This is a genomic window from Nocardioides sp. zg-DK7169 (genome assembly GCF_013155365.1).
In the GTDB taxonomy this organism is placed as follows: Bacteria; Actinomycetota; Actinomycetes; order Propionibacteriales; family Nocardioidaceae; genus Nocardioides.
This window is the reverse complement of sequence record NZ_JABJRA010000007.1, coordinates 107652-121471: the sequence shown is the minus strand read 5'-3', so window position 1 is coordinate 121471 and position 13820 is coordinate 107652. Positions and strand designations below refer to the sequence as shown.

The 13820-nt window shown below is 71.5% G+C and carries 12 protein-coding genes; 2 read left to right on the top strand and 10 right to left on the bottom strand.

Translation table 11 applies throughout. The annotated features are described in order from the left end of the window. Positions 1 to 60: 60 nt before the first annotated feature. From HOQ23_RS12925 to HOQ23_RS12910, 4 genes are read right to left on the bottom strand one after another with little or no spacing between them, the layout of a single operon-like run. The gene (locus HOQ23_RS12925; protein WP_172215019.1) at positions 61 to 2973 is read right to left on the bottom strand and encodes a branched-chain amino acid ABC transporter permease/ATP-binding protein; all 2913 of its coding nucleotides are present in this window, start codon (positions 2971 to 2973) and stop codon (positions 61 to 63) included. Further along, on the bottom strand, positions 2970 to 3707 hold the full coding sequence (locus HOQ23_RS12920) for an ABC transporter ATP-binding protein (protein ID WP_153322377.1): 738 nt from the start codon (positions 3705 to 3707) through the stop codon (positions 2970 to 2972). Before HOQ23_RS12920 ends, HOQ23_RS12925 begins: the two co-directional genes overlap by 4 nt. Further along, positions 3704 to 5074: an ABC transporter substrate-binding protein gene (locus HOQ23_RS12915; protein ID WP_172215018.1), complete on the bottom strand. Its 1371-nt coding sequence runs from the start codon at positions 5072 to 5074 to the stop codon at positions 3704 to 3706. Before HOQ23_RS12915 ends, HOQ23_RS12920 begins: the two co-directional genes overlap by 4 nt. Positions 5075 to 5123: 49 nt before the next feature. Next, on the bottom strand, positions 5124 to 7538 hold the full coding sequence (locus tag HOQ23_RS12910) for a hypothetical protein (RefSeq protein WP_172215017.1): 2415 nt from the start codon (positions 7536 to 7538) through the stop codon (positions 5124 to 5126). 81 nt (positions 7539 to 7619) lie between these two features. Here HOQ23_RS12910 and HOQ23_RS12905 point away from each other — a divergent pair, with 81 nt between their 5' ends. After that, the gene (locus HOQ23_RS12905) at positions 7620 to 8282 is read left to right on the top strand and encodes a class E sortase (protein WP_172215016.1); all 663 of its coding nucleotides are present in this window, start codon (positions 7620 to 7622) and stop codon (positions 8280 to 8282) included. Positions 8283 to 8337: 55 nt separating this feature from the next. Then, complete coding sequence (locus HOQ23_RS12900) at positions 8338 to 8496, top strand: hypothetical protein (RefSeq protein ID WP_172215015.1); 159 nt, start codon at positions 8338 to 8340, stop codon at positions 8494 to 8496. A 109-nt stretch (positions 8497 to 8605) separates the two neighbouring features. On the opposite strand, the gene HOQ23_RS12895 is transcribed toward HOQ23_RS12900, so the two are convergent. The 6 genes from HOQ23_RS12895 to HOQ23_RS12870 are packed head-to-tail and all read right to left on the bottom strand — an operon-like array spanning position 8606 to position 13811. Then, positions 8606 to 9355, bottom strand: a complete 750-nt coding sequence (locus HOQ23_RS12895) for a hypothetical protein (protein WP_216654190.1) — start codon at positions 9353 to 9355, stop codon at positions 8606 to 8608. Beyond that, entirely contained in the window at positions 9352 to 10062 is a 711-nt protein-coding gene (locus HOQ23_RS12890) for a hypothetical protein (protein ID WP_172215014.1), read from the bottom strand. Before HOQ23_RS12890 ends, HOQ23_RS12895 begins: the two co-directional genes overlap by 4 nt. Continuing rightward, complete coding sequence (locus HOQ23_RS12885) at positions 10062 to 10868, bottom strand: SDR family oxidoreductase (RefSeq protein WP_172215013.1); 807 nt, start codon at positions 10866 to 10868, stop codon at positions 10062 to 10064. The genes HOQ23_RS12890 and HOQ23_RS12885 overlap by 1 nt, the downstream gene beginning before the upstream one ends. Then, positions 10865 to 11818 carry a hypothetical protein gene (locus HOQ23_RS12880; RefSeq protein ID WP_172215012.1) on the bottom strand — a complete coding sequence of 318 codons (954 nt, stop codon included), beginning with the start codon at positions 11816 to 11818 and terminating at the stop codon, positions 10865 to 10867. The genes HOQ23_RS12885 and HOQ23_RS12880 overlap by 4 nt, the downstream gene beginning before the upstream one ends. Beyond that, positions 11815 to 12555, bottom strand: coding sequence for a hypothetical protein (locus HOQ23_RS12875; protein WP_172215011.1), 741 nt, complete (start codon positions 12553 to 12555; stop codon positions 11815 to 11817). Before HOQ23_RS12875 ends, HOQ23_RS12880 begins: the two co-directional genes overlap by 4 nt. Next, positions 12552 to 13811 (bottom strand): aromatic ring-hydroxylating dioxygenase subunit alpha, encoded by a 1260-nt coding sequence (locus HOQ23_RS12870; protein WP_172215010.1) that lies wholly within the window; start codon positions 13809 to 13811, stop codon positions 12552 to 12554. Before HOQ23_RS12870 ends, HOQ23_RS12875 begins: the two co-directional genes overlap by 4 nt. Positions 13812 to 13820 lie beyond the last annotated feature (9 nt).

The following is a 13820-nucleotide window of genomic DNA, read 5'->3' as shown; positions in this document are numbered from 1 at the left end:
CGATCGTGGTGCGGACAGCGAGTGCGGCTGAACGGGTTCGTGCGCGGGGAGGTTCGGAGGTCATGGGGCCACCGGCTGGGCCCGAGTGAGGGCCGGATCGGTGACCACCGCGGCCGGTGCCGTGTGGGCGCCGGAACGGTGGATCGCGGCCTGCTCGCTGCCCAGGTAGGAGCGAACGACCGCCGGGTCGTTGCGGACCTCGTCGGGGGTGCCGGTGGCCACCACCCGGCCGAGGTTCATCGCGATCATGCGGTCGCACAGTCGCGAGAGGAGGGGAAGGTCGTGCTCGATGACGACCATCGTGGTGCCGAGCTCGCGGCGGATGCTGAGCAGCAGGTCACCCAGCGCGTCGCTCTCGCTCTGCGCGATGCCGGCGGACGGCTCGTCGAGCAGCAGCACCTTCGGCTCGAGCGCCAGCAGCGCGGTCAGCTCGACCACCCGGCGGGTGCCGGTCGAGAGCTCGGAGATCATCCGGTTCGCGTACGGCGTGAGGCCGGTGCGCTCCATCAGCTCCTCGGCCGCGACGCGCTTGGCGCGCTCGCCGGTGCGTACGCCGATCGAGGCGGTCCACAGGCCGGTCGGGTCCGTGCGCTCCTGGGCGATCATCAGCGTCTCGCGCACGGTCAGGGTCGGGAAGAGCGCGGCGTCCTGGAAGGACCGCACCAGGCCCTGGATGGCGCGCTGCTCGGGAGTCGCCTTGGTGACGTCGACACCGTCGTAGACCACCCGCCCGGCGTCGGGCCTGGTGAAGCCGGCGACCATCTCGAAGCAGGTGGTCTTGCCGGCGCCGTTGGGCCCGATGACGCCGAGGATCTCCCCGGGCGCGACCTCGAAGTCCGCGTGGTCGACGGCGACGACGCCGCCGAAGCGCTTGGACAGACCCGCGACGGTGAGCACCGGGGCCAGCCCGGCGACCGGACCGTCGGACGCGGGACCGGGACGCTCGACAAGACCCTCGAGCCGCATCGTCCCCTGCAGCGGGGAGGTGGACGGCTCGCCGGGCCCGTGACGGGCCACCTCGACATCGATGCCGGCACGCCGGGCGAGGACGTCGTAGATGCGGTCACGGACGTTGATGAGCACCCCGCCGAGGCCGTCGGGCAGCAGGATGACGACGAGCAGCCAGCTGATCGCCAGCGCGGCCTGGCCGGCGGTGGACAAGGTGACGATCGCGGGCAGGCCCACGATGATCAGCGCGCCGATGAGCGGACCGATGGTCAGGGTGAGGCCACCGATGACCGTCAGCGCGACCACGTCGATGCTGGCGCTGGCCGGGAAGGAGTTGACCGTCAGCGAGGTCTGGCCGTGCCCGATGACCACGCCGCCCAGGCCGGCGACCACGCCGGAGACGGCGTACAGCTGGAACTTGCGCAGCCGGGCCGGGACCGTGAAGGCGCGGCCGGCCTCCTCGTTGTCGCGCAGTGCCTGCAGGCTGCGCCCGAACCCGCTGTGGCGCAGGTTGTTGGTGAACCAGATGCCGATGGCCAGCATCAGCAGCGCGAAGAGGTAGTAGTCGACCGCGTAGGTCACCGGGTAGCCGAAGACCGTCGGGCTGGCCGGGGACAGCCCATCGCCCAGGAAGAGGTCGGTGCGCAGCAGCCACGAGGTGGTCGCCAACGCGAACGCAAGCGTCGAGACCGCGAGGGCGAGCCCCTTGAGCCGCATCGCGGGGATGCCGATCAGCACCGACGCGATCGCGGCGGAGGCGACGCCGGCCACGATGCCGAACACGAAGCTGCCGGTGGCGTCGACCACGTGGGCCGAGGCGGCGGCGGCGATGCCGGCGTAGGCGAACTGGCCGAGGGAGAGCTGGCCCGAGACGCCGGTGACCAGGCCGACGCTGAGGCCGACCAGGGTGTAGCCGGCGACACTGGTCAGGATCGACGCGGTCTCGTTGGACACGACGTAGGCGAGACCGAAGACCGCCATCGCGACCATGCACATCAGCACCCGTGGCAGCCACACGATGCTGCGCACCGTGCGGTAGGCCTCCGGCAGCGGGGGTACGACGACGCGTCGCCAGCCGCCGCGCTCCTTGCTGGCCCGGCCGAGGATCGGCTGGCGCAGCAGGGCGATCACGATCACCAGGCCGATGGCGACGTTGACCAGCGACCGGGTGTCGGGGTTGGAGAGCAGCAGCTGCTCGAACACGCCGATCCCGAGGGAGGCGGCGACCGCGATCGGGATCGAGGTCATCCGACCGATCACGGCGCCGGCGAGACCCTTGAGGAGCAGGTCAGCGCCGAGCCCGTCGAGGCCCTGCCCCGAGGTCGTCGGGGTGACCAGGATGGCCGAGAAGGCGGCGATGCCGCCGGCCAGGCCCCACACGAGGGTCGCCATCCGGCGCGCCGGGATGCCCTCGAGCTGGGCGGCGTCGGGATCGTCCGCGGCCGCGCGCACCGCCATGCCGAGGCGGTGGCGGCGCAGGAACACGGCCAGGCCCCACAGCAGCAGCGGACCGAGGATGAACATCGCGATGTACGGCGGGCCGACCGGCAGCGAGTCGATCTCCCAGGTCGGGAGGTACGGCGGCTTCGGGAAGGTGAAGCCGCTGATGCCGTCGGTGTTGATGACCAGCGCCATGATCAAGATGAACTGCGAGAGCCCGAGCGTGGCGATCATGCCGATCAGGGCCGGGCGCCCGGTCAGGCGGCGTACGACGAGCACCTCGATGCCCGCGGAGAGCAGGCCGGCGACGCCGATCGCGAGCAGGAACGACAGCCAGTACGGTGCGCCCCAGTCGACGACGAACAGTGCCAGCACCGAGGCACCGAACGCGCCGACGGAGCCGTGGGCGAAGTTCACGAACCGGCTGGAGCGGTAGACCAGCACCAGGCCGATCGCGAGCAGCCCGTAAGTCAGTCCGGAGAACAGTCCGAGGACGATCCGGTCGAGGCCGAAGTCGAAGTCGGTGAGCGAGAACATCGGGGTGATCGCGGCGTTCACGCCGTTCACCAGGGCGAGGGCGCTCATCGGGCACCCGCCGCGTGGCCACCGAGCATCAGCTCACGGATCCGGTCGGGGTTGGCCGCCAGGTCGGCGGCGCGCTCCTCGGCGATGATCTCACCCTTCTCCATCATGTAGGCGCGGTCGACCAGCGAGAGGGCGACGTTGACCGACTGCTCGACGAGCAGCACGGCCGACCCCCGCTCGTTGAGCCGGCGCAGCAGGTCCATCAGGCCGCCGACCACCACCGGCGCGAGGCCGAGGGAGAACTCGTCGATCACCAGGATCTTGGGCTCCACGACGATCGACTTGGCGAGGGCCAGCATCTGGCGCTCACCGCCGGAGAGCGTCGAGGCGGTCTGGTTGCGCCGGGCGTTGAGACGCGGGAACACAGCCAGCGCGGCCTCGACGGCCTCGGCGTTCCAGCGCCGGTCGGTCGCGGCGAAGCCGTGCATGGTGAGGTTCTCGACGACCGTCAGCGACCCGAACGCCGACTGGCCGACGACCTGGGAGAGCCCCAGGTCGATCCGCTTGCGGGTCGCGGCGTTGGTGACGTCCACCCCGCCGATGGTCACGGTGCCGGCGTCGGGCTTCAGCAGCCCGCCGATCACCTTCAGCAAGGTGCTCTTGCCGACGCCGTTGGGGCCCATCAGGGCGACCATCTCGCCCTGCTCGACCACCAGGCCGGCGTCGAAGAGCACCTGCATCTGGCCGTAGGAGGCGCGGATGCCGGCACAGGAGAGCGCGGGGGCGTCGGTCATTCGAAGAGCTCCACGTCGCCGTCGTAGACGAAGCACTGGCACTCATCGTCGAAGCGCATGGCCCGGTAGCCGCCGGCGCCCGCGCGGCCGCGGTCGAGCGCACCGCCGAAGCCGGCTGCGGTCTCGACGCCTTCGCCGTTCGCCGCCATCGCATCGGACCAGGTCTGGGCGTTGAGGTCACCGCTGGCGTTGTCGGCGCCGATCTTGAGCATGCGCGCGGCGTCGCAGTACGGCAGCGCCACGCGGGCGCTCTCGCGCGACTCGAAGGTGATGCCGGCGTTCTTGTAGACCTCGAAGCACTCCACCTCGGCGGCGTTGTCCGGGTCCGGGAACGGCACCAGCTCATCAGAGACGTCCTGCGGCGGGTGGAACCCGATGCCGATCATCCCGTCCATCGTGCCGTCGGGGATCAGGTCGGGGTTGTTGATGAAGAACGAGGGGTTGTCGAAGCTGGAGATCGAGTACCTCGGCGTGAACTGGCGACCGGCCGCGATGCTGGCGAAGATCGAGGCCAGGCGCGAGCCGCCGAAGAACATGACCCGCTGGACGCCCTTGCTGCGGAACGTGTCGGCCGCCTGCTCCTGGCCGGCGTAGAGGGTGCCCATGTCGGTGGGGTCGACCCAGCCGACCTGCACGTCGAGGCCGGCCTCCTTCAGCAGGGGCACCCCGACCTCCTCCACCGCGCGGCGGTTGACCGGGGAGTCCGCCGCGACCACGCCGACGGACTTCTGGCCCTCGAAGAAGCCCTGCTTCTCCGTGGCCGCGACGTAGGCGCGGATGAAGGAGTCGTACTCGGGGAAGCTGGGCGACCACAGGTACGGCGCCAGCTCCTCGTAGTACGCCGTGTCGCTGGCGTAGAGCGTCGCGTCCAGCATCAGCGTCTCGCGCTGGGCGTAGCAGGGGCGGGCGTTGGACTGGAACTGGCCGGTCAGCACGACGGCGAAGGCCTTGTCGTCCTGGGTGACCTGGTTGCAGAGCTGCTCCTCCGTCGCCGGGGAGTCGTTCTGTCCGTCGTAGAGGCGGAACACCGCGTCGAGCTTCTTGCCGCCGAGGCCGCCGTTGTCGTTGACCCAGTCCTCCAGGGCCTGGATCTGCGCCTCCTGGTCGCCCACCGGAGCGGTGACGAAGCCGGTCAGCTTCTGGATCGCGTCGAGGTCGACGGCCACGAAGACCACCTTGACCGAGTCGTCGCTGACGCCGGGGCCGGGTCCGGCGGCCACTGCGAGGCCGCCACCTCCCGTGTTGCCGCCGGGCATGAGCGCGCCGCAGCCGGCGAGCGCGAGGCACGCGGAGGCCGCGACGGCAGTCGTGCGGATCACCGCCGAGCGGTCGCGCCACCAGGGGGTCTTGGCTCTCGAGCGCGTCACGCGGGCTCCTTCATCCGGGCGGCGGGTCATGCGCAAAGAATATAGGATATTAACCACGGCCGTAACCCTTCCGGCGCTGTTCCTGCCGCGACCACCACTCGTCCGCGGCCTTGAGGTCGACGATCGCGGCGTCCGCCGCCTCCGCCTCGGGGTCCAGGACGGCGACCGGCCCGACCGCGCGGGGCGCGGGCTCCCCGACCACGGCGAGCAGACGCCGGCGCGGCTGCGGCTCGCCGTTGCTGCGGTGCTCCCACCACGCCGCAGCCGCCGCGAGGTCGACGATCGAGTCGTTGGCCGGCCCGTCGGGCCCGCTGTCCGGCCCGCCACCTGCAGCGGCCGGGGCGGTGGCCATCAGGGGCACCGGCGTGCCGCCCAGGATGCGGGGGCGGGGCGCGGGCGGTCGCTGACCGTTGTCACGCAGGTCCCACCACTTCTGCAGGGCCGCGAGGTCGACGACGGCGTCTCCGAGCGGGCCGTCGGCCGGAGCGGGACGACGCGCCATCACCGGCAGCGACAGCGCCGCGGCCGGCAGCAGGGCGGAGAGCGCGATCCCGCGGGCGGCGAGGCGACGGCGTACGCCCCAGCCGAGCAGCACGAGGCCGAGGGCGTTGAGCACGAACAGCCCCCAGGGATAGCTGCTCCACTCCAGGTCGAAGCTGGTCAGCTCGGCGTCCCCGACGCCGCCGCGCACGTGGTAGGTGCCGAAGGCCGCGGTCGGAAGCGCGATCGGGATCTCCACGGTCGCCTGGTCGCCGGGCCCGAGGGTGCCGATGCCGGCCTGGACCGGCGCGGGCTCGACGTCGTCGGTCTTGCTGACCACGAGGCGCACCTCGGGGTCCTCCACCGCGACGTCGCCGAGGTTCTGCACCACGAAGGTGAGGGTGCGCTCGGGCGCGGCGCCGAAGAGCTCGCCGAAGCTGGCGGACCCCTCGAGGCGGACCTGCCCGATGGCCAGGGTGGTCTCGACGGGCTCCGGGTCGGGGGTCACCGCCGGCGGGTCGAAGTCCTGCACCTTGCCGCCGAAGGGAGCCGGGATGTTCAGGGGCGGGTCCTCGAGCGACGGGACCGTCGGCAGCGCGGGCGCGACCGGGGTGACCGGCGTGACCGGCGTGACCGAGGCGGGCGGGTCCGCGGGGACCGACGGGGGCGAGGTCCCGGGCGGGTCCACGGGCGGCGGCGGGCCGACGGTCGCGAAGCCGCCGAAGACGGCTCCGGCACGCAGCGCCGGCCGGTCGCGGCGCTGCTGCACCGCGCCGATCCGCTTCGTGCTCCGGTCGGTCGCGGCGAAGGTCGCGGTGAAGGCCCCGGTCTCGTCGGCGCGCACGACGGTACGGCGGTCCGAGGTGGCCGCGGCGTCGAGCAGCCGGGGCCCGGCGTAGCCGCGCACCTCGACGGGGGCGCCGGGGTTCCAGCCCGCGCCCTCGACGGTGACCTCGACCTCCTTCTCGCCCCGGTCCTCGGCCAGCGTGATCGCGGGGGCGGGCAGCACGGCGAGCGGCAGGTCGACGGCCCGGACGGCGTCGGAGACGCGCACGGTCCAGTCCCCCGCCGCGATCTCCCGCGGTACCCGCACCTGCCCGAGCCCGGAGCCGTCGGCCTCGGTGCGGAAGGTGGCGGGTGGCAGGCAGAGCGCCGCGGCGTCGCACAGCGCGAGGGTGGCGTCGGCGCTGGAGGCCAGGCCGGTGACCGCGACCCGGACGGTGTCGCCGGAGCGCGCGGCGTCCAGGACCCGCTGGCCCTCGATGCCCGCGACGGCCGCCGCGGGGGCGGCCAGTGCGGCGAAGTCGGTGACCAGGTTGGTGTCGAGCGGGACCGTGGCCGGGTTGGTGCCGCCCGGGACGCCCTCGACCTGGCCGTTGCACGCGACGCGGCGCGCGATCAGGGGCATGTCGAAGAACGCCCCGCGCAGCGCCACCTGGTGGGCGCCGGGCTCGGCGATCTCGAAGCTGCCCTCCACGAGGGTCTGCGGGAGCGCCTCGCCGGCACCGATCTCGAAGGGGACCTGGACGGGCGTGACGTCGGCGCCGTCGACGGCGAAGTGGAAGGTCGCGGTGCCCGAGGTCGGCACGTCACTGAGGACCGGTCCCCCGGCGAGGTCGAGGGTGAAGGTGCGGGTCCCGCCGACCGCCGTGTCGCCGGCGGTGCTGAGCGTGTGGACCAGCGGCTCCGCCTCCGGGTCCGGCGCCGGGAGCGACCAGGCCTCGAGCGCGGTGGAGAGGTCCAGGAGCGGCGGGTCGGCCAGGTCGAGGGGCTCGCCCTCGAGCGGCGTACCGGACGGGGCGGCAGGGTCGCTCAGGGGACGCGGGGTGTAGGTCCAGCACCCGCCCACCAACGCGGCCGGCTCCGCCGCGGCTGCCGGGGCTGCGATGTCGGCCGCTCCGGAGCTGCCGGCACCCACGAGTGCCATCGATGCGACCAGGCCGGAGGCGAGGACCGCCCCCAGTGCTCGTGCACTCGTCCTCATAGCCGTAGCGTCTCCTCGGTTCGACGGTCCCTGCGACGGATTCCGCGATTTGGCGATGATATATTATTTGAGGTGTCAGCGATGCTACGAACCGTGATCTCCACAGGAATTCGTGCCGTTGCCGAGCTCGCGGTGACCGCGGGGCTCGTCCTCCTGGCCTTCGCCTTCTACCTGTTGGTCTGGACCAATCAGCAGACCCAGGCCGCCCAGCGCGGCCTGATGGACGACTTCCGGTCGCTGGACAAGGAGAGCGCCCAGCAGGACCCGGCGGCGAAGCCACGGGCCGGCGAGGGCTTCGGCGTGCTGCACATCCCCGCCCTGGGCGACGACTGGGAGTGGGTGGTCGTCGAGGGCGTCACCGACTCCGACCTGGCCCGCGGCCCGGGCCACTTCCCCGGTACGGCGCTGCCCGGCCAGATCGGCAACTTCGCCGTCGCCGGGCACCGCGCCACGCACGGCGAGCCGTTCGCGAACCTCGACCGCGTGGGCGAGGGCGACCGGATCGTCGTGGAGACGGTCGGGAAGTGGCTGGTCTACGAGGTCACCTGGAGCCGGATCGTCAGCCCGAGCGCCGTGGAGGTCGTCGAGCCGGTCGCGGGCTTCCCGGGCGCCAAGCCGACCGCACGCACCATGACCCTGGTGACCTGCCACCCGCGCTGGGGCTCCAGCGAGCGGCTGGTCCTGGGCGCCGAGCTCGTCGAGCGATACGCCGCCGAGGCCGGCCCGCCGCCGGACCTGGCCTGAGCGTCCCGCCTCCCCCGCACCTCCCCGCCCTCCGCCCCACCTCCGAGGAGAACCGATGTACGCAGCGCTGTGGCGCCTCCTGCCCGGCCCGACCTGGCTCAAGCTGCTCGAGGCGCTGGTCCTCGTGGCGCTCGTGCTGATCGTCCTGATGACCCTCGTCTTCCCCGCCGTCGAGCCGCTGCTGCCCTTCGACGACGTCACCGTCGGCGGCTGAGCGGGGCCCCCGGCCCGGGACGCGCCCCCGGACACGACCACGACGAGCGACACGACGAAGGGCCCGCACCGACCGGCTGGTCGGGGCGGGCCCTTCGGCGTCGAACGGCTCAGTGCTCGCGCAGCAGCGTGCCGTAGCCGTGCAGCTGGTCCTCGATGCCGTTGTCGCGCAGCGCCATCCACCAGGTGGCGGCGTTGATCGCGATCACCGGCTTGTCCAGCCAGCGCTCGGCCTCGTCGGCGAGCTCGGTCATGCACAGGTTGGTGCCGCACTGCACGATCGCGTCGACGTCGGAGTCGTTGATCTCGATCAGCGACTCGCGCAGCGTCTTCTCGGTGACGTGGGCGATCTCGACGGCGCTGTTGACGCACAGGCCCTTGATCTGGCCGACCTCGAAGCCGAGCTCGGTGAAGAACTTGCGCACGTTGGCGTCGCCGATCGGGGTGTACGGCGTGACGACGGCGATCTTGCGGGCGCCGAAGAGCTTCAGCGCGCGCTCGCAGCCCTCGGCGCCGGTGGCCACCCCGAGGCCGCCGGTGAGGTCCTGGATCTGCTTGACGAAGGCGCGGTTGCCCTCGACGCCGTCCCAGAACGTCTCCGCGCTCATGCCCATGACCATGTAGTCGGGCTGCATGGTCATCAGGCTCTCGACGCAGGCGTCCATGTTGGCGCGGATCTGCACCAAGAGGTTCTCCATGCCCTCGTCGGTCGCGATGCGGCCGTCGGGGATGAAGATCCGCCCGTAGTGCGAGGTCACGCCGGGGACCCGCATCATGTCGAACTCGGGCTGGACGATCGTGTTGGTGCTCGGGGCGATGACGCCGAACTTGCGGCGCCATCCGAGTCGGTCCACGCTCACGCGGGCACTCCTGTCTTCGCGGCGGCCTCGGCGGCCGCCTTGCTCGTCATGTGTTCGCGCAGCCACAGCGCCCCGAGCAGGAAGCAGAGCTGGACCGCGGAGTTGGTCAGCTGCTCGGCCCACTGCAGCTCGGCGGACTGCTCGGGCTGCGCCGCCAGGGGCGGCAGGATGTTGGTGCCGAGGGTGTAGACCACGAAGAGGACGCCGACCGACGCCTTGCCCGCGCGGAACGCCGTCGCGGCGAGCGTGACGCCCAGGAACGTGGCGCCCACGGCGGCCGCGATCAGCAGCGGCCAGTTCGTGTACTCCCCCGCCGAGATGCTCATCCACGCGGCGCCGACGCCGGCGGCCAGCGGGAAGAGCACGAACCACAGCGGGGCGACCTCGCGTCCCTTGACCGCGCTGAGCACGGCCCAGGCGACGGCCGAGAAGCCGAAGGCCAGGCACGGGAAGAGCAGCGCCTCCAGCCACGGGTGCTCCCAGCAGCCGGTGGCCACCAGCAGCTTCCAGGTGGCCTTGCCGAAGCCGCCGGCCGAGACCACCAGGCCGCCGATGAGGGCGACCGGATAGGCCGCCGGGACCCGGCGACGCACGGCCTGGGCCAGGATCACGAGCGCCGAGAGCGCGAGCACGCAGGGGACGAAGTCCTCCACGGCCAGCGCCACGCCGTACTCGGCGCAGACGTCGACGCCGCGCGCCAGGTCCATCAGCCGGCCTCGGCGAAGAGGTCGCGCTTGCGGAAGCCGGCGGTCATGAACCGCCGCGCCGCCTTGGCGTTGGTCAGCCACTCCACGCGCGCGCCGTTCTTCTGCGCGGCGAGCACCTTCTCGGCCAGGTAGGGCGTGACCGTCTCGACGGTGTCGCCGAGGATGTTGAAGACCTTCTTGGCCTTCGCGAACGCCTCGGGCTTGCCCTCGTAGTCGCCGATGAGCAGGTCGGTCACGACGATCCCCGGGGAGAGGAAGCCGATCTTGACCGGGCTCTCCTTGTGCTCCTTGACCAGCGCCTCGGTCAGGTAGCGCACTGCGCGCTTGGAGGCGCCGTAGATGCCGATGCCGGCCTGGATGCGCCCGTCGGAGCCGAAGCCCTCCATGTTCCACACCCAGCCGCCGCCGGGCTGGGCGGCCATCCCGGCCCCCGCCACCGCGCACCCGTTGTGGGCGCCGGAGACGTTGACCGCGAAGACGTCGGAGACGGTCTTCGGGTCGGCGTCCACGATCGTGCTGTGCGGCGCGGAGATGCCGGCGTTGTTGATCCACACGTCGACGCGGCCGTACGCCGCCACGGCGTGGTCCCACAGCGCCTGGACGGCGGCGCGGTCGGTCACGTCGGTGGCCAGGCCGCTCGCGCGGGCGCCGGCGCCGAGCTCGCCGAGGGCCTGGGCGACCGCGGCGTCGCTGCGCCCGCAGATCACCACCCGGGCGTCGCGTGCGAGGAGCTCGCGCGCGAGGCCCAGGCCGATGCCGCGGGTGCCGCCGGTGACGACGACGACGCGACCGTCCGTGCTGCTCATCGGGGCTCCCAGGTCAGCAGTCCGTGCACGAAGTGGGTGGTGCGGTCCCCGTGGAACAGCCGCCACACCACCGCGAGGTCGCGGGTCTCGGGGTCCAGGACGTACTCGCGGCCGCGGATCTTCTCCACACCGGTCAGGTCGGGCCCGACCAGGTGCTGGTTGGTGAAGACCGCGCGCCCGAAGGTCATCGCGTTGCCGTAGACCTCGGGGCCCTCGTAGAGCACCCGGGCGCCGTCGCGCTGGCGCTCGTAGGTGTAGGAGCGCTCCAGCGCGCCGGTCCAGGTCACCCGGTGGCGCACCGTGCGCAGCCCGACGGGCTCGTGCTCGATGCGCACGGAGACCTCGCCGACCGGCTTCTGGTCCTCCCCCACCACCGCCAGGACGCCGGAGTAGGTGCCGGCCTCCTTGGTCGGCAGCACCTGCGGGACCGGGCCGCGCCGGGTCTCGGCGGCGATCCAGTCCTCGACGTACGCCTGGGTCTCGGGGTTGGTCTCGTGGTCGAAGGTCCTCGTGTAGACGCCGTTGAACAGCGCCACGACCGACCAGCCGTCGTAGAGGATCGAGGAGTAGACCTGCGTGTCACCGTCAGGCAGCACCTGGTTCCAGGTGTGCATGTCGGCCTGCCAGGCCGGCGAGTAGTAGTTCGCGTCCACGAGCGTGCCGTAGGGCTGGCCGGTGCCGAAGAAGTCCGGCCCGACGTAGACCCGGTTCTCGTCGGAGTCGACGATCCCGAAGTTGAACGTCGCGCCGACCTCGAGGCGGTTGCGCAGCGGTCCGCTGCCCTCGAGCTGGCTCTTCATCCAGTAGCTGGTCTCACCGTTCTCGACCACGCTGGCCCGGGCGATCCGCTCGAACCCGACGTGGTTGCCCTCGGCGTCGAACAGCGACGGTCGCCCGTGCCACTCCCCCGCGATCCGCTTCTGCCACTCGCTGGCCTGGGCCTCGCTCATGCAGGCAGCTCGTTGTCGACCAGCTGCAGGCGGATGCTCTCGGCGACCGGCTCGGTGAGCAGGCGCGAGATCTGCGCCCACACCTTGTCCACGTCGGGGCTGAACAGCAGGGCCCGGTTCTTCGCGTCGCGCGCGGCCAGGTCGGTGTCGGCGAGGTCGGCGGCGACCTCGGCCGGCACGCCGCCCTCGACCAGGGAGAACCAGTGGTCGAGGTAGGCGTTGACCGGGGCGTGGAGGCCGGCGAAGGCCTCCTCGCTGGCGCGGCTGGCCAGCATCCACGAGGACATCACGGTGAGCTGGCGCGGCGCGAGGGCCGCCTTGGAGAGGCCCTCCATCGCGTGGACGGACTCGTAGGCCTCGGTGAGCGGGGTGTGCGCCCAGTCGTTGTAGACCATGTGGGTGCCCGCGTCGGCGCGCTGGATCAGGTCGATGTGGAAGGCGTAGTGCCCGCCCGCGTGGACCGAGTCCAGGGTGTAGTGCGGCACCGGCGAGTCGTCGGGCATGAACGCGAACACCATGTGGCTGTCCATCTGGATCTGCGGGACCACGATGCCGACGTAGACGACCTTCGCGATCTTCTCGCCGGTGAAGATCCGGACCGACCCGACCGGGTCGGGACCCATGACGGAGCCGAGCACCTGGAAGGGGCCGCCGTCGGCCCCGGTGATCTCGGTCAGGTTGCCGCGCTTGACGATCTCGTCCAGCGTGCCGATGCACAGTTCCTCGGGCAGGCTCATGCCTTGACGTCCTCGTTCTTGGTGGGGGTCTTGGTCGCGGCGGCGCCGTTGGCGCCGGCCTTGGTCTTGGTACGCGCGGTGGCGGCGTCCTTGGCCGCCGCCTCCTTCTCCTGGATGCCGGCCTTGAGCTCGCGGCTGCGGACCTCCTTGAAGTTCCACGCGCTGGCCAGCTCCGGCACCTCCTTGCGGATCGGCGACGGGATCACCCGGGCCTCGACGCGGGCCGGGCCCTCGCCGACGATCGTGTTGCCCTCGACCGACCAGCCCATGTCGATGAGCTGCTGGCGACGGCGGCGGTAGAGCACCGCGTTGTAGTCGCTCTTGACGTGCAGCTCGTCGGAGAGGTCGAACGGGAGCAGCTCGGGACGCACGGCGTCGACGATCGCCTGGTCCTCGTAGAGCACCTTGAAGACGCGGCGCCTGGCGTCGCGGTCGGCCCACTTGCCCTTGAAGAAGGTGCGCAGGGCGATGAACTTGACCAGCGTGGTCTCTTCGTCGATCGGGATGTTGACGTCGAAGATCTTCATCGCACCCATCGGGGTGTCGACCTCGAGCAGGATCATGTTCGGCAGCCACCAGGTGGTGGAGACCGGCACCTGCGGGCGGTTCGCGAGGTCCTGCTTGTTGGGGTTGATGACGCCCCACAGGCCCTTGGACTTCGGCGGGTTGAGCTTCACCGACACCTTGCAGTGCCAGGGGCTCTCCTCGATCTCGAACTCGGGGACCTCGGGCTTCTCCGGGTTGCCGAAGACGCCGCCGTGCACGAACGGCGTGTGCGCGACGTCGACGCCGTTCTCGAGGATCCGCTCGTAGTTGGACTTCCACAAGAAGCTGCCGGTGACGGCGGCGTAGGTCTCGGTGTCGTCGACCGCGGACCAGTCCGGGATCGGCGGGCGCTCCTCCTCGGGCAGGTCACCCATGTAGACCCACACCATCATGTACTTCTCCTGCACCGGGTAGGAGTCGATGCGGGCCTTGCGCGGGATGCCCTTGTCGGGGTGCGCGGGGATCTTGGTGACCTCACCGGCGGGGTTGTACTCCCAGCCGTGGTACGGGCAGGTGATGCAGTCGCCCTTGACCTCGCCGTCGGAGAGCGCGGCACCGCGGTGCACGCACAGGTCCGACATCGCGACGACGGAGTTGTCGCTGTTCTTGCGGTAGAGGACCAGCTGCTGACCCAGCACCTTGACCCTCTTGGGCTTGCCGGGGACAACGTCGGTGGCGAATTCGACGGCGTACCAGAAGTTCTTGAACATCGTGATCCT

Excerpts from the sequence above, each read along its gene's own strand:
- HOQ23_RS12905 (WP_172215016.1), top strand. The coding sequence starts at position 7,620 with ATGCTACGAACCGTGATCTCCACAGGAATTCGTGCCGTTGCCGAGCTC.
- HOQ23_RS12875 (WP_172215011.1), bottom strand. The coding sequence starts at position 12,555 with ATGAGCCTGCCCGAGGAACTGTGCATCGGCACGCTGGACGAGATCGTC.
- HOQ23_RS12870 (WP_172215010.1), bottom strand. The coding sequence starts at position 13,811 with ATGTTCAAGAACTTCTGGTACGCCGTCGAATTCGCCACCGACGTTGTC.
- HOQ23_RS12920 (WP_153322377.1), bottom strand. The coding sequence starts at position 3,707 with ATGACCGACGCCCCCGCGCTCTCCTGTGCCGGCATCCGCGCCTCCTAC.
- HOQ23_RS12900 (WP_172215015.1), top strand. The coding sequence starts at position 8,338 with ATGTACGCAGCGCTGTGGCGCCTCCTGCCCGGCCCGACCTGGCTCAAG.
- HOQ23_RS12880 (WP_172215012.1), bottom strand. The coding sequence starts at position 11,818 with ATGAGCGAGGCCCAGGCCAGCGAGTGGCAGAAGCGGATCGCGGGGGAG.
- HOQ23_RS12890 (WP_172215014.1), bottom strand. The coding sequence starts at position 10,062 with ATGGACCTGGCGCGCGGCGTCGACGTCTGCGCCGAGTACGGCGTGGCG.
- HOQ23_RS12925 (WP_172215019.1), bottom strand. The coding sequence starts at position 2,973 with ATGAGCGCCCTCGCCCTGGTGAACGGCGTGAACGCCGCGATCACCCCG.
- HOQ23_RS12885 (WP_172215013.1), bottom strand. The coding sequence starts at position 10,868 with ATGAGCAGCACGGACGGTCGCGTCGTCGTCGTCACCGGCGGCACCCGC.
- HOQ23_RS12910 (WP_172215017.1), bottom strand. The coding sequence starts at position 7,538 with ATGAGGACGAGTGCACGAGCACTGGGGGCGGTCCTCGCCTCCGGCCTG.